Annotated in this window: 17 protein-coding genes; 10 read left to right on the top strand and 7 right to left on the bottom strand. The window is 63.5% G+C overall.

The features are described from left to right. The first annotated feature begins 117 nt into the window (after positions 1-117). Together ACJA3S_RS21760 and ACJA3S_RS21765 are read left to right on the top strand one after the other, a co-directional pair. On the top strand, positions 118-480 hold the full coding sequence (locus tag ACJA3S_RS21760) for a PilZ domain-containing protein (protein ID WP_170032616.1): 363 nt from the start codon (positions 118-120) through the stop codon (positions 478-480). A gap of 263 nt (positions 481-743) precedes the next feature. Next, the gene (locus tag ACJA3S_RS21765) at positions 744-2,261 is read left to right on the top strand and encodes a nucleobase:cation symporter-2 family protein (RefSeq protein ID WP_170032618.1); all 1,518 of its coding nucleotides are present in this window, start codon (positions 744-746) and stop codon (positions 2,259-2,261) included. 94 nt (positions 2,262-2,355) lie between these two features. Here the strand turns inward: ACJA3S_RS21765 and radA are convergent, their stop codons facing one another. Continuing rightward, positions 2,356-3,726, bottom strand: a complete 1,371-nt coding sequence (gene radA / locus ACJA3S_RS21770; protein ID WP_225779254.1) for a DNA repair protein RadA — start codon at positions 3,724-3,726, stop codon at positions 2,356-2,358. A 176-nt stretch (positions 3,727-3,902) separates the two neighbouring features. Here radA and mscL point away from each other — a divergent pair, with 176 nt between their 5' ends. Further along, the gene (gene mscL, locus ACJA3S_RS21775; protein ID WP_289130874.1) at positions 3,903-4,322 is read left to right on the top strand and encodes a large-conductance mechanosensitive channel protein MscL; all 420 of its coding nucleotides are present in this window, start codon (positions 3,903-3,905) and stop codon (positions 4,320-4,322) included. Positions 4,323-4,356: 34 nt separating this feature from the next. On the opposite strand, the gene ACJA3S_RS21780 is transcribed toward mscL, so the two are convergent. Then, positions 4,357-5,133 (bottom strand): ferredoxin--NADP reductase, encoded by a 777-nt coding sequence (locus tag ACJA3S_RS21780; protein WP_406819963.1) that lies wholly within the window; start codon positions 5,131-5,133, stop codon positions 4,357-4,359. A gap of 204 nt (positions 5,134-5,337) precedes the next feature. On the opposite strand from ACJA3S_RS21780, the gene ACJA3S_RS21785 reads away from it, so the two are divergent. Beyond that, positions 5,338-6,054, top strand: coding sequence for an autoinducer binding domain-containing protein (locus ACJA3S_RS21785; RefSeq protein ID WP_406819964.1), 717 nt, complete (start codon positions 5,338-5,340; stop codon positions 6,052-6,054). Between the two features lie 96 nt (positions 6,055-6,150). After that, a complete protein-coding gene (locus ACJA3S_RS21790) occupies positions 6,151-7,275 on the top strand; it encodes a methyltransferase (protein ID WP_406819965.1) in 1,125 nt (374 codons plus the stop codon). Positions 7,276-7,408: 133 nt separating this feature from the next. On the opposite strand, the gene ACJA3S_RS21795 is transcribed toward ACJA3S_RS21790, so the two are convergent. The 3 genes from ACJA3S_RS21795 to ACJA3S_RS21805 are packed head-to-tail and all read right to left on the bottom strand — an operon-like array spanning position 7,409 to position 10,021. Continuing rightward, complete coding sequence (locus tag ACJA3S_RS21795) at positions 7,409-7,564, bottom strand: DUF2474 domain-containing protein (RefSeq protein ID WP_186685460.1); 156 nt, start codon at positions 7,562-7,564, stop codon at positions 7,409-7,411. 9 nt (positions 7,565-7,573) lie between these two features. Next, positions 7,574-8,581, bottom strand: coding sequence for a cytochrome d ubiquinol oxidase subunit II (gene cydB, locus ACJA3S_RS21800; RefSeq protein WP_170032629.1), 1,008 nt, complete (start codon positions 8,579-8,581; stop codon positions 7,574-7,576). 3 nt (positions 8,582-8,584) lie between these two features. Then, on the bottom strand, positions 8,585-10,021 hold the full coding sequence (locus ACJA3S_RS21805) for a cytochrome ubiquinol oxidase subunit I (protein ID WP_406819966.1): 1,437 nt from the start codon (positions 10,019-10,021) through the stop codon (positions 8,585-8,587). Positions 10,022-10,377: 356 nt separating this feature from the next. Here ACJA3S_RS21805 and ACJA3S_RS21810 point away from each other — a divergent pair, with 356 nt between their 5' ends. The 3 genes from ACJA3S_RS21810 to trmA all read left to right on the top strand — a co-directional run bounded on the left by ACJA3S_RS21810 (position 10,378) and on the right by trmA (position 14,175). Then, positions 10,378-11,598: an MFS transporter gene (locus ACJA3S_RS21810; protein ID WP_406819967.1), complete on the top strand. Its 1,221-nt coding sequence runs from the start codon at positions 10,378-10,380 to the stop codon at positions 11,596-11,598. Between the two features lie 199 nt (positions 11,599-11,797). Next, the gene (locus ACJA3S_RS21815) at positions 11,798-13,093 is read left to right on the top strand and encodes an NCS2 family permease (protein ID WP_406819968.1); all 1,296 of its coding nucleotides are present in this window, start codon (positions 11,798-11,800) and stop codon (positions 13,091-13,093) included. Beyond that, positions 13,090-14,175, top strand: a complete 1,086-nt coding sequence (trmA, locus tag ACJA3S_RS21820) for a tRNA (uridine(54)-C5)-methyltransferase TrmA (RefSeq protein WP_406819969.1) — start codon at positions 13,090-13,092, stop codon at positions 14,173-14,175. The genes ACJA3S_RS21815 and trmA overlap by 4 nt, the downstream gene beginning before the upstream one ends. A gap of 181 nt (positions 14,176-14,356) precedes the next feature. Here the strand turns inward: trmA and pcaG are convergent, their stop codons facing one another. Both pcaG and pcaH read right to left on the bottom strand, forming a co-directional pair. Beyond that, entirely contained in the window at positions 14,357-14,962 is a 606-nt protein-coding gene (gene pcaG, locus ACJA3S_RS21825) for a protocatechuate 3,4-dioxygenase subunit alpha (RefSeq protein WP_406819970.1), read from the bottom strand. A gap of 10 nt (positions 14,963-14,972) precedes the next feature. Beyond that, positions 14,973-15,692 (bottom strand): protocatechuate 3,4-dioxygenase subunit beta, encoded by a 720-nt coding sequence (gene pcaH / locus ACJA3S_RS21830; protein ID WP_406819971.1) that lies wholly within the window; start codon positions 15,690-15,692, stop codon positions 14,973-14,975. Between the two features lie 201 nt (positions 15,693-15,893). On the opposite strand from pcaH, the gene ACJA3S_RS21835 reads away from it, so the two are divergent. Both ACJA3S_RS21835 and ACJA3S_RS21840 read left to right on the top strand, forming a co-directional pair. Continuing rightward, the gene (locus ACJA3S_RS21835; protein WP_406819972.1) at positions 15,894-16,784 is read left to right on the top strand and encodes a neutral zinc metallopeptidase; all 891 of its coding nucleotides are present in this window, start codon (positions 15,894-15,896) and stop codon (positions 16,782-16,784) included. Between the two features lie 293 nt (positions 16,785-17,077). Then, positions 17,078-18,997, top strand: coding sequence for a methyl-accepting chemotaxis protein (locus ACJA3S_RS21840; RefSeq protein WP_406819973.1), 1,920 nt, complete (start codon positions 17,078-17,080; stop codon positions 18,995-18,997). Positions 18,998-19,050: the final 53 nt, after the last annotated feature.

A 19,050-nucleotide genomic window follows, 5' to 3' on the forward strand; every position in this document is an offset into this window, starting at 1 on the left:
GGCGTGTCATCGCGCATTGCCACACTTGCTTTGGCCTAGAGCCTCTGCGGCCAGATTGCGGTACCTGATGCACAGATCAAACTAACTATAGTCAGGATGTCATCCGAGGGCCTTCCCATGAGCGATCACGACGAGCGTCGGCGCTTCCGCCGCATCGACTTCGATGCCCCCACCGAACTGCGCCAGGGCGACCGCCGCTGGCCGGTAAAACTGCTGGATGTGTCGCTGAAGGGCCTGCTGGTCAAGCGCCCCGAGCCGTGGGATGCCGACCTTACCCAGGACTTCGATGCAGTCATCCACCTGGACCGCGATGTGCGCGTGCAGATGCAGGTGGAACTGCGCCATGAGGAGCCCACCCGCCTGGGCTTCATCTGCCTGTACATCGATGTCGAGTCGATGTCCCACTTGCACCGTCTTGTGGAACTGAACCTCGCCGACAGCACCGAAATGATGCGCGAACTGCGTGAACTGATCGAATAATGGGATCTCTTAGCAAGCTAAGAAAATCCGCATCTTGTGTTTCCTGTCTACCCAGACAGCTTTAAGCCTGGGTCGCGACGTATTGTACACACCTCTCTAACCCAGCCTTTTCCAACATGGTACGCCTCCTGCATCGGGTTCTGGTGCCTAGCGCCAGCGCCCGTGTGCGCGCTCGGATCAAAAAATTGTATACAATTCTTGTGGCATTCATTTGTCGGAAATGTCTACAGTAGCGACACAACAATAAACAGAGAGCCTGCTCCATGACTACGTCCCCTAGCACGTCTCCCGCCAAGCGCCCCGAGGACGAAAACCTCGGCCTTGGGGCCAACCTGGCCTATGGTCTGCAGCATGTGCTGACCATGTATGGGGGGATCGTCGCGGTACCCCTGATCCTGGGGCAGGCCGCGGGCCTGAACGGCGCCGAAATCGGCATGCTGATCGCCGCTTCGCTGTTTGCCGGTGGCCTGGCCACCCTGCTGCAGACACTGGGCCTGCCATTCTTCGGTTGCCAGCTACCGCTGGTGCAGGGCGTGTCGTTCGCTGGCGTGGCGACCATGGGGGCGATCCTCAGCAGCGAAGGCGGCGGTGGCCTGCCAGGCGTACTCGGCGCAGTCATGGCCGCGTCGCTGATCGGCTTTCTCATCACCCCGGTGTTCTCGCGCATTACCAAGTTCTTTCCGCCGCTGGTAACCGGTATCGTCATCACCACCATCGGCCTGACCCTGATGCCGGTGGCCGCCCGCTGGGTGATGGGCGGCAATAGCGCCTCGCCAGAGTTCGGCAGCGTGGCCAACATCGGCCTGGCAGCGCTGACCTTCGCCATCGTGCTGCTGCTGAGCAAGCTCGGCAGTGCGACCATCTCGCGCCTGTCGATCCTGCTGGCGATGGTGGTCGGCACCCTGATTGCCTGGGCACTGGGCATGACCGACTTCAGCAAGGTCACCGAGGGCCCGGTGTTCGCCTTCCCCACGCCGTTCCACTTCGGCATGCCGGAATTCCACATTGCCGCGATCCTGTCGATGTGCATCGTGATCATGGTGACCCTGGTGGAAACCTCGGCCGACATCCTCGCCGTAGGTGAGATCATCGACACCAAGGTCGACTCCAAGCGCCTGGGCAACGGCCTGCGCGCCGACATGGCGTCGAGTATCCTGGCGCCGATCTTCGGCTCGTTCACCCAGAGCGCGTTCGCCCAGAACGTGGGCCTGGTGGCGGTGACCGGGGTCAAGAGCCGCTACGTGGTGGCCACCGGTGGCGTGATCCTGGTGGTGCTCGGCCTGCTGCCGATCATGGGCCGGGTGATTGCTGCCGTGCCGACGCCGGTACTAGGGGGCGCCGGCATCGTGCTGTTCGGCACCGTGGCCGCCAGCGGTATCCGCACCCTGTCCAAGGTCAACTACAAGAACAACGTCAACCTGATCATCGTCGCCGCGTCGCTGGGCTTTGGCATGATCCCGATTGCCGCACCGACCTTCTACCACCACTTCCCGAACTGGTTCGAGACCATTTTCCACTCCGGCATCAGCTCGGCGGCAATCATGGCCATCCTGCTGAACCTGATCTTCAACCACTTCACCGCCGGCAACTCGGAAAACCAGTCGGTGTTCGCGGCAGCCTACGAGCGCACCATCCAGTACTCGGACATTTCAGCGCTGCGTGATGGCGACTACTTCAAGGATGGCAAGCTGTTCGATGCCGAGGGTAATGAAGTGCCGATGCTGGAACTGGATGAGCATGGCAATGAGACGGTCAGGCGCACGCCGGTCGCCGAACATTGACCGTTGACTGAGCGGTGAGGTGGGGGGCCGATGCGCATCGTCGGCCCCTTTTTTGTCTGCTTGCCCCAGCCCTGTCGGCAGGACCGGCTACGGGTTACTCGAACAGCGCATCCAGGGCCTGCTCCAGCCGGGTAACGGCGATCACCTGCAGCCCCGCCGGGGCCTCTTTCGGCGCGTTGCCCTTGGGCACGATGGCCCGCTTGAAGCCATGCTTGGCCGCTTCCTTCAAGCGTTCCTGGCCACTGGGCACCGGCCGCACTTCGCCGGACAGGCCGATCTCGCCAAACACCAGCAAGCCATGGGCCAGTGGCCGGTTGCGCAGGCTCGACATCACCGCCGCCAGCAACGCCAGGTCGGAGGCGGTTTCCAGCACCTTCACCCCGCCCACCACGTTGAGGAACACGTCCTGGTCATGGGTTGGGATGCCACCATGCCGGTGCAACACCGCCAGCAACATGGCCAGGCGGTTCTGGTCCAGGCCCAGGGTCACCCGCCGTGGGTTGGCCAAGTGGCTGTCGTCGACCAGCGCCTGCACTTCCACCAGCATCGGCCGGGTGCCCTCCCAGGTCGCCATCACCACGCTACCCGGTACTTCTTCCTGGGCGCGGTTGAGGAAGATCGCCGACGGGTTGGATACTTCTTTCAGGCCGCGGTCGGTCATGCCGAACACGCCCAGTTCGTTGACAGCACCGAAGCGGTTCTTCACCGCCCGCAGCAGGCGCAGGCGACCATCGGACTCGCCTTCGAAATACAGCACGGTGTCAACCATGTGCTCGAGAACCCGTGGGCCCGCCAGCGAGCCTTCCTTGGTCACGTGGCCGACCAGGAAGATTGCCGTACCACTCTGCTTGGCATAGCGCACCAGCAACGCCGTACTTTCGCGTACCTGGGCCACGCCGCCAGGTGCCGATTGCAGCTGCTCGGTAAAAATGGTCTGGATCGAGTCGATGACCATCACCCGCGGCTTTTCCTGGCGCGCCGTGGCGATGATGGTTTCGATGCAGGTTTCGGTCATCACCTTGAGCTGGTCCTGCGGCAGGCCCAGGCGCCGCGAGCGCATTGCCACCTGCTGCTGCGATTCCTCGCCGGTCACGTACAGTGCCGGCATGCCTACGGCGATGTTGCACAAGGTCTGCAACAGGATGGTCGACTTGCCGATACCGGGGTCGCCACCGATCAGCACCACCGAGCCATCCACCAGCCCCCCGCCCAGCACGCGGTCCAGTTCGGTACTGCTGGTGGTGAAACGCGGGATTTCCTCGACGCTGACTTCGGCCAGGGTCTTGATCTGCGCCTGCTGCCCGGCCCAGCCGGTGCGGCCGTTGCCGGGCGCGGCGGCACCGGCGCTTTCGATCATGGTTTCGACCAGGGTGTTCCAGGCCCCGCATTCGCCACACTGGCCGGCCCATTTGGGGAAGGTCGCACCGCACTCGGTGCAGCCATACAAGCGCTTGGCCTTGGCCATGGCTGGGGTCTCCTGGAAAAAACCGCCATGATAGCCGAGCTGGACGTGTCTCGAACGCCTCGAGATGCGACAAAACTATTCGTTCTAACCGCAGTCGCAAGCCCTGAACATAACGCATGAAGCGTTCGAGTGGCTTACACTGCGTATACCTTACCTTTTGTTACAAGGAACCAGACATGGGCATGATCAGTGAGTTCAAGGCCTTCGCGGTCAAAGGCAATGTCGTCGACATGGCGGTCGGTATCATCATCGGCGCAGCCTTCGGCAAGATCGTCTCGTCCTTCGTTGGTGACGTGGTCATGCCGCCACTAGGCCTGTTGATCGGTGGCGTCGACTTCAGCGACCTGGCCATTACCCTGAAGGCTGCCGAAGGTGATGCACCGGCTGTGGTACTGGCCTATGGCAAGTTCATCCAGACCGTCATCGACTTCCTGATCGTGGCGTTTGCCATCTTCATGGGGGTGAAGGCAATCAACCGGCTCAAGCGTGAAGAGGCCGTGGCGCCGACTGCACCACCAGTACCGAGTGCCGAAGAGACCCTGCTGACCGAAATTCGCGATCTGCTCAAGGCGCAGAACCAGAACCGCCTGCCCTGAGATCGCCGGGGGCTGCCTTGCAGCCCCAATCGCCTTACCAGTAGGCTTCCACCGCCACCTGCCCCGGCCGCTTGCTCAGGCTCAGCTGCAAGTCCCGCGCCTTCAGCACCTTGCGGGTTTCGTCGACCATCTCCGGGTTACCACATAGCATTACCCGAGAATGTTCCGCTGACAGCTCCAGCCCCGCCGCCTTCTCCAACTCGCCATTTTCGATCAGCGTGGTGATGCGTGCATTCAAGGCCCCCGGGTGCTGCTCGCGGGTCACTACCGGAATGAACTGCAATTTGCCGGCGAATTCGGCCAGGTAGTCGCGCTGCTCCAGCCCGGCGATTTCTTCAACATAGGCCAGCTCTTTCGCTTCGCGCACCGAGTACACCAGCTTGATGTTGTCGAAACGCTCCCAGGCCTCGAAGTCCTGCAGGATCGACATGAACGGCGCAATGCCGGTACCGGTGGCCAGCAACCACAAGTCGCGGCCACCGACGAAGCGGTCGAGAGTGAGGAAACCGAAGGCCTGGCGGTCGATCAACAAGCTATCGCCCGCCTCCAGCCGGCTCAGCTCGCTGGTGAATTCGCCCCCTGGTACCACGATGGAGAAGAAATCGAGGTACTCGTCATGGGGGGCACTGACCATCGAATAGGCGCGCCAGACCACACTGCCATCAGCCTTGGTCACGCCCAGGCGGGCGAACTGGCCGGAACGGAAGCGAAACCCCGCATCGCGCGTAACCCGCAGGCTGAAGAGGTTCGGCGTGAGCGGCTGAACATCGAGCAGGGTCTGGCGGGTGAATTTTTCGGCGCTAGCGGTCATATCGGGCTCCAGGTTTGGCGTGTGCACAGTGTCGCGCAAAGTGGCGCGGATAAAAACCACTGCTTTGTAGGGCCTCATCAAGCACGATGATGACGAAGTTACGGAAAATCCTGCTCGCTATAACAAAAAAATCCCAACGCTTCGCTAGGTCTTTTCCTACAATCAATCGGGTGCTCAAACGGATTGGATACGGCATCGAAGGGAGTGTTTCAGAGGCATCACTGGAAACCCGAACATCTTCAAGCATTTGTCTGTGAGCGCAGCCCCAGGAAGCTATTCGATATCGCTGTGCACCTGGCTCAGAACCTGGGCATGGAATACCTCGGGCTGAACATTCGCATCCAGGTCGCTACACAAACGCCGCGGCTGTACCTGTACAGCAATTACCCGAACAAGTGGATCGAGCGGTACCAGCACGACGAGTTGTATAGGCAGGACCCCGCTGCCAACGCGAGCCACAACTCGACCATGCCCGTGCTCTGGACCGAGGAACTGTACTGCGAGGCCCCGCAGTTTCGTGAAACGGCCTGCCAGTATGGCCTGCGCCATGGCTGGACACAGTCACTGCACGACTTGCAGCACAATGAGAGCCAGATCAGCGTGGCCAGGCCCACCGGTAGCATCGACACGGCCGAACTGTATGGCAAGGCCGGTAGTGTCCAGTGGCTGTGCCACACCCTGCATGCGGTGCTTGGCGAACACCACCTGAATGCACTGTGCCCGCAGCAGCCGAAGATGAGCGAGCGGGAGCTGGAAGTACTGAAATGGTCAGCCGCCGGCAAGACTGCTGCCGACGTCGCCTGCATCCTGTCACTGTCGCAAAGCACGGTGAATTTCCATATCCGCAGCGTGATCACCAAGACCAACGCCGCCAACAAGGCCGGCGCCATCGCCATTGCCGCCCTGCGCGGCTGGATCTGACCGGCAAACCTGCGACCTCCGGCAAAGCCCTGTAGAATCGCCCGGCAAAGCCCGGGGCGAACCGCAACGGGCAGATTCGTTCCCGAGCCAGACGCCATGCCCCTGTTGACCACCCCATACGCCGAACTCGACCTGATCCGCCAGCCGGAACAGGCCAACGACCCCTTGCAGGCTTTCGATGCCGCGGACGAATACCTGCTTGTGCAGTTGCATGAACAGGCCCCAGCGGCCGATTGCCGGGTGCTGGTGCTCAATGACAGCTTCGGTGCCCTGGCTGCCAGCCTGGCAGGCAAGCTGCACGTGGTCAGTAGTGGCGACTCGCACCTGGCGCACCTGGCCCTGGAGAAAAACCTGGCACGCAATGGCCTGCCGTTCGACAGCGTGCCCTTCGTACCGGCCAGCGAACACTGGCAAGGCGCGTTCGATCGAGTGCTGCTGCGGGTGCCCAAGACCCTGGCCCTGCTCGAAGAGCAACTGATCCGCCTGCAAGGCCACCTGGCGCCCGGGGCACAGGTGATTGCCGGGGCGATGATCAAGCATCTGCCCAGGGCTGCCGGTGACCTGATGGAGAAATACATCGGCCCGGTGCAGGCCTCGCTGGCGCAGAAGAAGGCCCGCTTGCTGACCGCGACAGTGGCCACCCGGCCTGCCGCGCGTTCGCCCTACCCCAGCCGCTACCACCTCGACGCGCCGGCACTGGAACTGGTCAACCACGCCAACGTGTTCTGCCGTGAAGGCCTGGACATAGGCACCCGCGCCTTCCTGCCGCACCTGCCACGCGACCTCGGCCGTGCCCGCGTGGCGGACCTGGGTTGCGGCAACGGTGTGCTGGCGATTGCCAGCGCCCTGGCCAACCCCGAGGCCGAGTACACGCTGGTTGACGAGTCGTACATGGCAGTGCAGTCGGCGCGGGAAAACTGGCAGGCCGCGCTGGGCGAGCGCCCGGCGCGGTTCGAAGCAGCCGACGGCTTGGCCGGGGTAGCAAAACAATCGCTGGACGTGGTGCTCTGCAACCCGCCGTTCCACCAGCAGCAGGTAGTGGGCGATTTCCTTGCCTGGCGCATGTTCCAGCAGGCGCGTGAGGCATTGGTGGTGGGCGGGGCGCTGTATATCGTGGGCAACCGGCACCTGGGTTATCACAGCAAGCTGGCGCGGTTGTTCCGGGGCGTGGAGCAGGTGGCAGCTACGCCCAAGTTCGTCATCCTGAAGGCCCGTAAGTAGGCGTTTGGGGCTGCTTTGCAGCCCATCGCGACACAAGGCCGCTCCTCCAGGGAATCGCGATCATTCAGATAGTCGCGCATCTCTGCAGGAACGGCCTTGTGTCGCGAAAGGGGCGCACAGCGCCCCCATTGGTTCAATGGGTGGTCAACCCCGCTGCCCCCATGAACAGGCGCATGACCCAGGCCGCCACACCCAGCGCTGCCACGCTCATCGCCCAGATCAGCAACAGCCAGCCCAGCCGCTGCCACAGGGGCTTTTTCTCTTCCAAGCCATGCTTGCCGGCCATCATGCGGCCCTCCTAGTGATAGCCGTCTTCGTGAGTAACCTTGCCGCGGAACACGTAATAGCTCCAGAAGGTGTACATGAGGATGAACGGCAGGATGAACAGGGTGCCCACCAGCATGAAGCCCTGGCTCTGCGGCGGCGCCGCAGCATCCCAGATCGAGATCGACGGCGGGATGATGTTCGGCCACAGGCTGATGCCCAGGCCGCTGTAGCCGAGGAATATCAGCACCAGGGTGAGCAGGAACGGCGTGTAGTGGGCATTGCGCGCCACCGCCTTGAGCAAGCCGTAGAAGGTAACCAGCACCAGGATCGGCACCGGCATGAACCAGACCAGGTTAGGCATGCTGAACCAGCGGTCGGCGATTTGCGGGTAGGCGATTGGTGTCCACAGGCTGACAATGCCGATCACCGCCAACAACACCAGCGCCAGAGGGCGGGCAATGTCGTGCATCTTCTGCTGCAGCGCCCCTTCGGTCTTCATGATCAGCCAGGTGCAGCCCAACAGGGTGTAGGCAACGATCAGCCCCAGGCCGCAGAACAGGCTGAACGGGGTGAGCCAGTCGAGCGTACCACCGGCGAAATGCCGGTCGACCACCTTGAAGCCCTCCAGGAACGCGCCCAGGGCCACGCCCTGGAAGAAAGTGGCCACCAGCGAGCCCCAGATGAACGCCTTGTCCCAGATATGGCGCTTGTCGTCCTTGGCCTTGAAGCGGAACTCGAAGGCCACGCCGCGGAAGATCAGGCCGATCAGCATCAGGATCAACGGCAGGTACAGCGCCTCCAGCACCACCGAGTAGGCCATCGGGAACGCGCCGAACAGCCCGGCACCACCGAGGACCAGCCAGGTTTCGTTACCGTCCCAGACGGGGGCGACGGTGTTCATCATCACATCGCGGTCACGCTCGCCCTTGACGAACGGGAAGAGCATGCCGATTCCCAGGTCGAAACCATCCATCACCACGTACATCATCACGCCGAAGATGATGATCACGGCCCAGATCAGCGAAAGGTCGATACCCATGGCTCAGATTTCCTTGCTCAGGCTGGCGGAGTTGGCCTCACGGCCATCATCGGCGGCGGACAGCGGCCGCGCCGGCGTGCGTTTGGTGCCGGGGCCACCACTGCTGTGCTCATCACCTTCGCCGGTCTGCGGGCCTTTGCGCACCAGGCGCATCATGTAGCCAAGGCCGGTACCGAACAGGGCGAAATACACCACCACGAAGGCCACCAGGGTGAAGCCGAGCTGGGCGTAGCTGTGGTTGGACACACCGTCCGCCGTACGCATCAGGCCGTACACCACCCACGGCTGGCGGCCGATTTCGGTGGTGAACCAGCCGGCCAGCAAGGCGATCAGCCCGGACGGGCCCATCCACAAGGCCAGGTGCAGGAACGGGCGCGAGGTATAGAGCGTGCCGCGCTTGCGCAGCCAGAGGCTCCACAGGCCAACGAAAATCATCAACAGCCCCAGCCCGACCATGATCCGGAACGACCAGAAAACGATGGTCGAGTTGGGCCGGTCTTCCGCCGGGAACTCCTTCATCGCCGGCACTTGCTTGTCCAGGCTGTGGGTCAGGATCAGGCTGCCGAGCGCCGGGATTTCGAGCTTGAAGCGGGTGGTCTCGGCCTGCATGTCAGGAATGCCGAACAGGATCAGCGGGGTCGGCTCGCCGGGCACGTTCTCCCAGTGGCCTTCGATCGCGGCGATCTTCACCGGCTGGTGCTTGAGCGTGTTGAGGCCGTGGAAGTCACCGATCACTGCCTGGATCGGCGCCACGATCAGCGCCATCCACATGGCCATCGACAGCATCTTGCGCACCGCCGGGTTGTCACGCCCGCGCAGCAGGTGCCAGGCCGCCGAGGCACCGACGAAGAACGCCGTGGCAACGAACGCGGCGGTGGCCATATGCATCAGGCGGTAGGGGAACGAAGGGTTGAACACCACCGCCAGCCAGTCCACCGGCACCACCCGGCCATCGATGATCTCGTGACCCTGCGGGGTTTGCATCCAGCTGTTGGAGGCGAGAATCCAGAAGGTCGAGACCAGCGTACCGAGCGCTACCATCACCGTGGAAAAGAAATGCAGGCCGCGGCCGACGCGGTTCCAGCCGAACAACATGACGCCGAGGAAGCCTGCCTCGAGGAAGAATGCGGTCAGTACCTCGTAGGTGAGCAAGGGGCCGGTGATGGCACCGGCAAAGTCGGAGAAGCGGCTCCAGTTGGTGCCGAACTGGTAGGCCATGACCAGCCCGGAAACCACGCCCATGCCGAAGTTGACGGCAAAGATCTTCGACCAGAAATGGTAGAGGTCACGGTAGACCTGCTTGTCGGTCCGCAACCAGAGGCCTTCAAGGACTGCCAGGTAGCTGGCCAGGCCGATGGTGATGGCCGGGAACAGGATGTGGAACGAAACGGTAAAGGCAAACTGCATTCGGGCGAGCTCTAGGGCCTCTATTCCGAACATGGTGCTTCCTCTTCAGATAATCCGGCGTCCGGGCCGCTGGCCCCGTCGCCCACTGCCCCCACGGTTATCGAGTGCGGCGTGTTGGAATTGTTCTGTTCGATCGCAGGGATTCCGGCCCAGAGGGCCACGTCGTCGGCCAGCCGTTGCAAAAGCAACGATTGATCCAGATCAACGAATGCTAGAAAGCATAGTCCTGAATGGCGCGCCGGGCCGTGCGGTTGATTGCCGCGTGACCGGTTGCCCCACCCTCTTTCAAAAGGCCTGGAAAAGTGCCGATCCGGGCAAACAGCAACCATTTGTTACAAACAGATGATACGCTGCGAGGCCCTCTACCGCGCCGACGCTCCAGGTTTCCGATGCCCGATTCCGCTCCGCAGTTGCTGCGTCACCACCGCCCTTTCCTGGCCTTCTGGCTGGCCCGCGTATTCACCGCCAGCGGTTTCCAGATGCTCACCGTGGCCATTGGCTGGCACCTCTACCAGCTGACTGGCAACGTGCTGGACCTGGGCTTGGTCGGCCTGGTCGAATTCGCCCCACGTGTGCTGTTCATGTTGCATACCGGGCATGTCGCCGACCGCTACGACCGGCGCAAGGTCGCCGCCCTGTGCCAGACCCTGCAAGGGCTGATTGCGTTGGCGCTGGCAGTGGGCAGCGCCACTGACCACGTTACCCGCGAACTGATCTTCGCCCTGGCCTTCCTGCTCGGCGCCACGCGTTCCTTCGAGATGCCGGCGACCCAGGCGCTGCTGCCCAACGTGGTGCCGGCCGGGCTGTTTCCACGGGCCGTGGCGGCATCGGCGTCGGCCACCCAATCGGCGACCATCGTGGCGCCGGCGCTGGGCGGCTTCCTGTATGCCTTCGGCAGCCTCTGGGTATACGGCCCGACCGTGGCCCTGTACGCCATTGCCTGTGTATTGACCTTGAGCCTGCAGGCACGCGGCCAGGTGGCCCAGCGTGGGCGTGCCAGCCTCGAATCGCTGCTGGCCGGCATCCGCTTCATCCGCAGCCGGCCGGACATCCTCGGCGCCATCTCGCTGGACCTGTTTGCCGTATTGCTGGGCGGCGCCACCGCGCTCTTGCCAGTGTTCGCCAAGGATATCCTGCTGACTGGGCCACTGGGCCTGGGCCTGCTGCGCTCGGCGCCGGCAGTGGGGGCGCTGCTGATGTCGCTGTGGTTGGCGCGGTTCCCGTTCGAGCGCAACGTCGGGCGGACCATGTTCACCGCGGTCGGCGTGTTTGGCGTGGCGACCATTGCCTTTGGCCTGTCGACCTCGTTCTGGTTCTCGCTCGCAGTACTGGTGGTGCTGGGTGCAGCGGACATGATCAGCATGGTCATCCGCGGCGCCTTCGTGCAGCTGGAAACACCGGATGAAATGCGCGGCCGGGTGAGTGCGGTGAACGGCCTGTTCATTGGTGCCTCGAATCAGCTCGGCGAGTTCGAATCGGGGGTTACGGCGCACTGGTTTGGCACAGTGCCAGCGGTGGTGATGGGCGGCGTCGGCACCCTGCTGGTAACCGGGGTGTGGATAAAACTGTTCCCGACACTGGCCAGTCGGGATCGGTTGCATAACGGTTGAGATACCGCCTGTGCCCGCGAAGGGGCCGGTACAGGCCATACAGCACCCATTCCCCAACAGCCATAGGCCCCCGCCGAGCATGCTGGTATGATGCGCGGCTTTTTTCCGCCCCGCACAAAACCACGGCAACCGGTACGGTCTGTGCTTTGCTGTTGGGGTCGATAGATTGATGGCGCCTGGGGCGCCTCGGGGAGCGGGCATGCTGGAAAGGCTGTTTCAACTAAGAGCACACAACACCAATGTGCGCACCGAGATTCTCGCGGGCGTCACCACCTTCCTGGCCATGGCCTACATCCTGTTCGTCAACCCGAGCATCCTCGGCGAGACCGGCATGGACAAGGGCGCGGTCTTCGTCGCCACCTGCCTGGCCGCGGCCATCGGTTCGGTGACCATGGGCCTGATCGCCAACTACCCGATCGCCCTGGCACCGGGCATGGGCCTGAACGCATTCTTCACCTACACCGTGGTGCTGCACATGGGCCACACCTGGCAGGTGGCACTGGGCGCGGTGTTCCTGTCGGCGGTGATGTTCTTCCTGTTGTCGATCTTCCGCATCCGCGAGTGGATCGTGAACAGCATCCCGCTGCCACTGCGTTCGGCCATCGCCGCGGGTATCGGCCTGTTCCTGGCACTGATCGCCCTGCATAACGCCGGCATCGTCGTCGATAACCCGGCCACCCTGGTGGGCCTGGGCGACCTCAAGCAGCCGGCACCGATCCTCGCCACCCTGGGCTTCTTCCTGATTGTCGGCCTGGAGTCGCTGAAAGTGCGCGGCGCGGTGCTGATCGGCATTCTTGCGGTGACCATCGCCTCGATCGTGATGGGCGTGACGCCGTTCGGCGGCATCGTTTCCATGCCACCGTCGCTGGCCCCGACCTTCCTCCAGCTGGACATCGCCGGTGCGCTGGACGTGGGCCTGGTCAGCGTTATCTTCGCTTTCCTGTTCGTCGACCTGTTCGACAACTCCGGCACCCTGATCGGCGTGGCCAAGCGCGCCGGGCTGATGGGCAAGGACGGGCACATGCCGAAGATGGGCCGTGCACTGATCGCCGACAGTACCGCAGCCATGGCCGGTTCGTTGCTGGGCACCTCGACCACCACCAGCTACATCGAATCCGCCGCCGGGGTGAGCGCCGGTGGCCGCACCGGCCTGACCGCAATCGTGGTCGCCGTGCTGTTCTTGCTGGCGCTGTTCTTCGCTCCGCTGGCCGGTAGCGTGCCGGCCTTCGCCACCGCCCCGGCGCTGCTGTTCGTCGCGGTGCTGATGGCTTCGGGCCTGGCGGAAATAAACTGGGACGACGTCACCGAAGCCGCGCCGGTGGTGGTGACTGCCCTGGCCATGCCGCTGACCTACTCGATCGCCAACGGCATCGCCTTCGGCTTCATCGCCTGGACCGCCGTCAAGCTGATCTCCGGTCGCCACCGCGACCTGAACCCGGCCCTGGTGATCCTTTCCATCCTGTTCGTCATCAAGCTGGGCTGGTTCAACGCATGAGTGCTGCTTTCGACCCCTCCTCCTACACCACCCAGCTGCAGGCCAAGGTGGCCCGGCTGCGCGAGCTGCTGGCGCCGTTCGCTGCGCCGGAGCCGGCTGTCTTCGACTCGCCGCGCGAGCACTACCGCCTGCGCGCCGAGTTCCGCCTGTGGCGCGAAGACGGCCAGCGTCACTACGCCATGTTCGCCCCGGGCGAGAAGCACAAGGCGATCCTGATAGACGACTTCCCGATTGCCAGCCAGCGGATCAACGAGCTGATGCCGCGCCTCAAGGCGGCCTGGCAGGCCAGTGAAGAACTCGGCAACCGGCTGTTCCAGGTAGAGTTCCTCACCACCCTGGCGGGCGACGCCATGGTCACCTTGTGCTATCACCGCCCGCTGGACGAGGCCTGGGAAGTGGCTGCACGGCAGCTGGCTGGCGAACTGGGGGTAAGCGTGATCGGCCGTTCCAAGGGCAAACGCCTGGTGATCGGCCGCGACTACGCGGTGGAAAAACTCGACGTGGCAGGCCGCGTGTTCAGCTACCGCCAGCCGGAAGGCGCATTCACCCAACCGAACGGCGCGGTGAACCAGAAAATGCTGAGCTGGGCCTACGAGGCCATCGGCGAGCGCGAAGACGACCTGCTGGAGCTGTATTGCGGCAACGGCAACTTCACCCTGCCGCTGGCTACCCGCGTGCGCCAGGTGCTGGCCACCGAAATCAGCAAGACCTCGGTCAATGCCGCCCTGAGCAACCTCGACGAGAACGCTGTGGATAACGTGCGGCTGGTGCGCCTGTCGGCGGAAGAACTGACCCAGGCACTGAATGAGGTGCGGCCGTTCCGCCGGCTGGAAGGCATCGACCTGAAGGGCTATGACTTCGGCACGGTATTCGTCGACCCGCCGCGCGCGGGGATGGACCCGGACACCTGCGAGCTGACCCGGCGTTTCGAGCGGATCCTGTACATCTCCTGCAACCCGGAGACGCTGGCGGCGAACATTGCCCAGTTGCACGACACCCACCGCATCGAGCGTTGTGCGTTGTTTGATCAGTTCCCGTATACCCACCACATGGAAAGTGGGGTTCTGCTGGTTCGGCGCTGACCTGCAGATAGCCGGGGCTGCTTTGCAGCCCATCGCGACGCAAGGCCGCTCCAACAGGGGATAGCGTTCCCCTGACCTGCGCCCCTGAGGTTGGATTTTTTGTCCAACAGATGGGACGCACCTCACCCCTGTAGGAGTGGCCTTGCGTCGCGATGGGCCGCAAAGCGGCCCCAGGCCTCACTCAGAAGTCGAAGAACACCGTCTCCCCTTCCCCCTGAATGCGGATATCGAAGCGATACGCCGTCTTCCCGTCCACCTCGCAGCGCTTCGCCACCAGGGTCTCGCGCCGCTGCGGCTGCTCGATCAGGTTGAGCACCGGGCACTTGGCATTGGCCTGCGCTTCATCATCGAAATACAGGCGCGTGTGCAGGTGGATGTTGATCCCCCGGGCAAGCAGGCTGATGTTGATGTGCGGGGCCATTGGCACGCCGGCAGCGTTTTTCACCACGCCTGGCTTCACCGTATGTGCCGTCCACTCGCCAGCGTCGAAGGTGGTAGCCGTGCGGCCAAAGCTATTGAAGGCATTTTCCAGGTTGTAGGCATCCTGGTATTCACCATTGGCATCGGCTTGCCACAGCTCCAGGAACGAGTCCCGCACCAGGTGGCCATTGCCGTCATACACATGGCCGATCAGCAGGATATGCTCGCCGGGCGCATCAGGCTTGGCCAGGCGGTTCCAGATTTCCTGGTCGCGGGTCGGGTTGCCGGCCGCTTCCAGGGCCAGGCCGATGTGCACGTAGGGGCCGGCAGTCTGCGAAGGGGTTTCCGGCAGCAGTTCGATTGGCATGGCGGGGTCCTCAGCAGTTTTCGAAGTGGGTCTTGCGCTGGCCGCGCAGCACGATGTCGAAGCGGTAGGCCAGGCAATCCATCGGGTTGGCGTTGCTCATGTCGAGCTTGGCGATCAGTTGCTGCACCGCTTGCGGGTTGGCGATCGACTTGACGATCGGGCACATCGGAATCAGCGGATCACCCTCGAAGTACAACTGGGTGATCAGCTTGGTGGCGATCGAAGGGCCGCTGATGGCGAAGTGGATGTGCGCCGGACGCCAGTCGTTCGGCCCGTTGCGCCAGGGGTACGGGCCCGGCTTGATGGTGCGGAAGCTGTAGTAGCCGTCACGGTCGGTCAGGCAGCGGCCGACACCCCCGAAGTTCGGGTCCAGCGGTGCCAGGTAACGGTCATTCTTGTGCCGGTAGCGGCCACCGGCGTTGGCCTGCCACATTTCCACCAAGGTATTCGGCACAGGCTTGCCGTACTGGTCGACGATGCGCCCGGCGACGATGATGCGCTCACCGATCGGCAGGCCACCGTTGTTGAAGTTCAGCAGCAGGTCATGGTCGTGGGCACCGAAGCCCAAATGGGAAAAATCCGGGCCGGTGGTTTCGCTGATCGACTGCGGAATACTGACCAGCGCCTGGCGCGGCGAGCGGGCAATGGACGTCTTGTAGTCAGGCGTAAGGGCTTTCGGGTGCCAGTTGCGATCACGGATCACGAAGCGGCTGGTGTCCTGGGCGGGCATGCCGGTTTCCTCTCTTGGAATTATGTGAACGCCTGGGCGTGGCAGGCGGACTTGCAGTTTCGGGCAAGCTGCGCGCGGTGAATATTGAAATCAGCCGCCTAAGACATAACCAAATGGTTATGAGTGAACACCTTGGCCTGACACCGGCCGCAGTGGTGAACTAATCTTTGTCTTCTTGTTTCACGCTCCGGGGAGCATTTCATGGAATGGCGAAAAGGCCGACGCAGCGACAATGTGGTGGATGCCCGCGGCGAAGCTGGCGGTGGCGGCGGCATGCGGTTCGGCGGCGGCAAGGGGCTGGGGCTTGGCGCGGTACTGCTGATTGTCGGTATCGGCTGGCTCACCGGGCAGGACCCGCTGCAGATTCTTGGCCAGCTCACTGGCCAGATGGAGCAGCAGCAACGGCAGGCGCCCAGCAGCGTGGGCGGCAAGGCGCCGCCGGCCAACGACCAGCAGGCCGAGTTCGTCGCCTCGATCCTGGGCGACACCGAAGACACCTGGAAAGCCCTGTTCGCCGAGGCTGGCAAGCAATACCGCGACCCCAAGCTGGTGCTGTTCAGCGGCCAGGTCAATTCGGCCTGTGGCTTTGCTTCGGCGGCAGTGGGGCCGTTCTACTGCCCCGCCGACCAGCGGGTGTACCTGGACATGTCGTTCTTCCGCGAGATGGAAACCCGTTTCGCGGCCGCCGGCGACTTTGCCCAGGCCTACGTGATCGCTCATGAAATCGGCCACCACGTGCAAACCCTGCTGGGTGTGTCGGCCAAGGTCGACGCCGCACGCCGCAGCGGCCAACGCCTGGAAGGTGACAACGGCTTGCTGGTGCGCCAGGAGCTGCAGGCCGACTGCCTGGCCGGGGTGTGGGCCTACCAGGCGCAAAAGCGCCTGAACTGGCTGGAGCCGGGTGACGTCGAGGAAGCCCTGAACGCCGCCAATGCCATTGGCGATGACCGCCTGCAGCAGCAGGGCCGTGGACGGGTAGTGCCGGACTCGTTCACCCACGGTACCTCGGCACAGCGGGTACGCTGGTTCAAGGCCGGGTTCGCCGAAGGTGAAGTGAACAGTTGCGATACCTTCAGCGCGCGTAACCTCTGACACCTCTCGCCAGGCCCGCGCAAACGCTGTAGGAGCGGCCTTGTGTCGCGAAAGGGCCGCAAAGCGGCCCCAGGATTTCAGCGTTGACGCGACTATTGCAGGGGCCGCTTTGCGGCCCTTTCGCGACACAAGGCCGCTCCTACCCCAAAAGCACTTGTGCATATTTTGCTGAAAAAGCGTTTCAGCTTCGCCCATCACGGCCGATAACCCCTGCACGAATCAGCAGGCATCCAGAACAACAACGCCTGGCGATCGAAGACAAATCGAGCGAAAACAACTTCTGGAGAGCGTGCATGAACAGCTGGTTCGCCAACATCAGCGTCAACCTCAAACTGGGCCTGGGCTTCGGTCTGGTACTGATCCTCACCGGCCTGCTGGCCCTGACCGGCTGGACCAGCCTGGGCAGCCTGATCGATCGCAGCAACTGGATGGGCGATATCGGCCAGCTGAACAAGGACCTGACCGACCTGCGCATTGCCCGCCTGCAGTACATGATCGCCAACGGTGACGATGCCGCCGCCGCCAACACCCAGGCCAAGCTGGATGCCTTCAGCAAGCAGCAAGCGTATCTGGCCAGCACGTTCAAGAGCCCGGATAACGTCAAGCTGCTGGGTGAGCTGGGCGAGACCATCAGCGCCTACAAGGTATCGCTGAACAAGATGCGCCAAGGCTACGACGCCACCCGCACCGCGCGTGCGGCCATGGAAAGCTCGGCCAGCAAGGCCGACCAGGCCATGGACGCGCTCAGCCAGGAAGTCACCGCCCGCACCGAAGCCGACAGCGTGCGCCTGGCCCAGTATCAGTTGATCAGCAAGGCCCGCCAGCAACTGCTGCAGGTACGCATCGACGTGCGCGGCTACATCGCCGACAACAGCGCCGCCAACGAACAGGCTGCCCTGCGCCAGCTGGATGCCGCCCTGGCCGGCATCGACAGCCTCAAGCGCCAGCTGCCCGGCGAAGACACGCGCCTGCAACAGTTCGAAGGTTCGGTGCTGGCCTACCGTGACGCCGTGCGCCAGTTCCGTGATGCGGTCGCCAATATCACCACCGCGCGTGCCGAAATGACCGGGCAAGGTGCCGACATAGTCAAGCGCAGCGACGCGCTGTACCAGATCCAGCTGGAACGCCGCGACATCGAGAGCGCCCAGGCCCGCACCCTGCAGGCTATCGCCACCTTGCTGGCGCTGCTGGTCGGCGTGCTGGCGGCGGTACTCATCACCCGGCAGATCACCCGCCCTCTGCGCGACACGCTGGTGGCGGTGGAAAAGATCGCCAGCGGCGACCTTACCCAGCAACTGCGGGTTACCCGCCGCGATGAACTGGGCGTGCTGCAGCAAGGCATCGCGCGCATGGGCACCACCCTGCGCGAGCTGATCAGCGGTATCCGCGACGGCGTTACCCAGATCGCCAGCGCCGCCGAGGAACTGTCAGCGGTGACCGAGCAGACCAGCGCCGGTGCCAACAGCCAGAAGGTCGAGACCGACCAGGTGGCCACCGCCATGCACGAAATGGCCGCTACCGTTCAGGAAGTGGCGCGCAATGCCGAACAGGCATCCCATGCAGCCACCGGTGCCGATGACGAAGCCCGTGCCGGTGACCGCGTGGTGGGCGAGGCGATTGGCCAGATCGAGCGCCTGGCCGAAGACATGCACCGCTCCACCGAGGCCATGAACCTGTTGCAGCAGGAAAGCCAGAAGATCGGCAGCGTGATGGACGTGATCAAGTCGGTGGCCGAACAGACCAACCTGCTGGCACTGAACGCTGCGATCGAAGCGGCGCGTGCCGGCGAGGCCGGGCGTGGCTTTGCCGTGGTCGCCGATGAAGTGCGCGGGCTGGCCCAGCGCACGCAGAAATCCACCGAAGAAATCGAGGAACTGATCGCCAGCCTGCAGCACGGGACCCAGCAAGTGGCGGCAGCCATGCACGGTAGCCGTACCCTGACCGACAGCAGCGTCGAGCTGGCGCGCAAGGCCGGGGCCTCGCTGGAGAGCATCACCAGCACGGTGTCGAGCATCCAGTCGATGAACCAGCAGATTGCCGCGGCGGCGGAACAACAGAGTGCGGTGGCGGAAGAGATCAGCCGCAGCATCCTCAATGTGCGCGATGTGTCGGAGCAGACGGCTGCGGCCAGTGACGAGACGGCCGCATCCAGCGTGGAGCTGGCGCGGCTGGGCGGGCAATTGCAGACGTTGGTCAGCCAGTTCCGCGTCTGATCCTGCAATTCGCGGCCCGTCGCGGCACAAGGCCGTTCCTGCAATCTCTGTAG

Origin of the sequence: Pseudomonas sp. KnCO4 (assembly GCF_045344305.1) — a bacterium.
In the GTDB taxonomy this organism is placed as follows: domain Bacteria; phylum Pseudomonadota; class Gammaproteobacteria; order Pseudomonadales; family Pseudomonadaceae; genus Aquipseudomonas; species Aquipseudomonas anuradhapurensis.

Coding starts and splice junctions, on each gene's coding strand:
- ACJA3S_RS21760 (WP_170032616.1), top strand. CDS start 118: ATGAGCGATCACGACGAGCGTCGGCGCTTCCGCCGCATCGACTTCGAT.
- ACJA3S_RS21765 (WP_170032618.1), top strand. CDS start 744: ATGACTACGTCCCCTAGCACGTCTCCCGCCAAGCGCCCCGAGGACGAA.
- radA (WP_225779254.1), bottom strand. CDS start 3,726: ATGGCCAAGGCCAAGCGCTTGTATGGCTGCACCGAGTGCGGTGCGACC.
- mscL (WP_289130874.1), top strand. CDS start 3,903: ATGGGCATGATCAGTGAGTTCAAGGCCTTCGCGGTCAAAGGCAATGTC.
- ACJA3S_RS21780 (WP_406819963.1), bottom strand. CDS start 5,133: ATGACCGCTAGCGCCGAAAAATTCACCCGCCAGACCCTGCTCGATGTT.
- ACJA3S_RS21790 (WP_406819965.1), top strand. CDS start 6,151: ATGCCCCTGTTGACCACCCCATACGCCGAACTCGACCTGATCCGCCAG.
- ACJA3S_RS21795 (WP_186685460.1), bottom strand. CDS start 7,564: ATGATGGCCGGCAAGCATGGCTTGGAAGAGAAAAAGCCCCTGTGGCAG.
- cydB (WP_170032629.1), bottom strand. CDS start 8,581: ATGGGTATCGACCTTTCGCTGATCTGGGCCGTGATCATCATCTTCGGC.
- ACJA3S_RS21805 (WP_406819966.1), bottom strand. CDS start 10,021: ATGTTCGGAATAGAGGCCCTAGAGCTCGCCCGAATGCAGTTTGCCTTT.
- ACJA3S_RS21810 (WP_406819967.1), top strand. CDS start 10,378: ATGCCCGATTCCGCTCCGCAGTTGCTGCGTCACCACCGCCCTTTCCTG.
- ACJA3S_RS21815 (WP_406819968.1), top strand. CDS start 11,798: ATGCTGGAAAGGCTGTTTCAACTAAGAGCACACAACACCAATGTGCGC.
- trmA (WP_406819969.1), top strand. CDS start 13,090: ATGAGTGCTGCTTTCGACCCCTCCTCCTACACCACCCAGCTGCAGGCC.
- pcaG (WP_406819970.1), bottom strand. CDS start 14,962: ATGCCAATCGAACTGCTGCCGGAAACCCCTTCGCAGACTGCCGGCCCC.
- pcaH (WP_406819971.1), bottom strand. CDS start 15,692: ATGCCCGCCCAGGACACCAGCCGCTTCGTGATCCGTGATCGCAACTGG.
- ACJA3S_RS21835 (WP_406819972.1), top strand. CDS start 15,894: ATGGAATGGCGAAAAGGCCGACGCAGCGACAATGTGGTGGATGCCCGC.
- ACJA3S_RS21840 (WP_406819973.1), top strand. CDS start 17,078: ATGAACAGCTGGTTCGCCAACATCAGCGTCAACCTCAAACTGGGCCTG.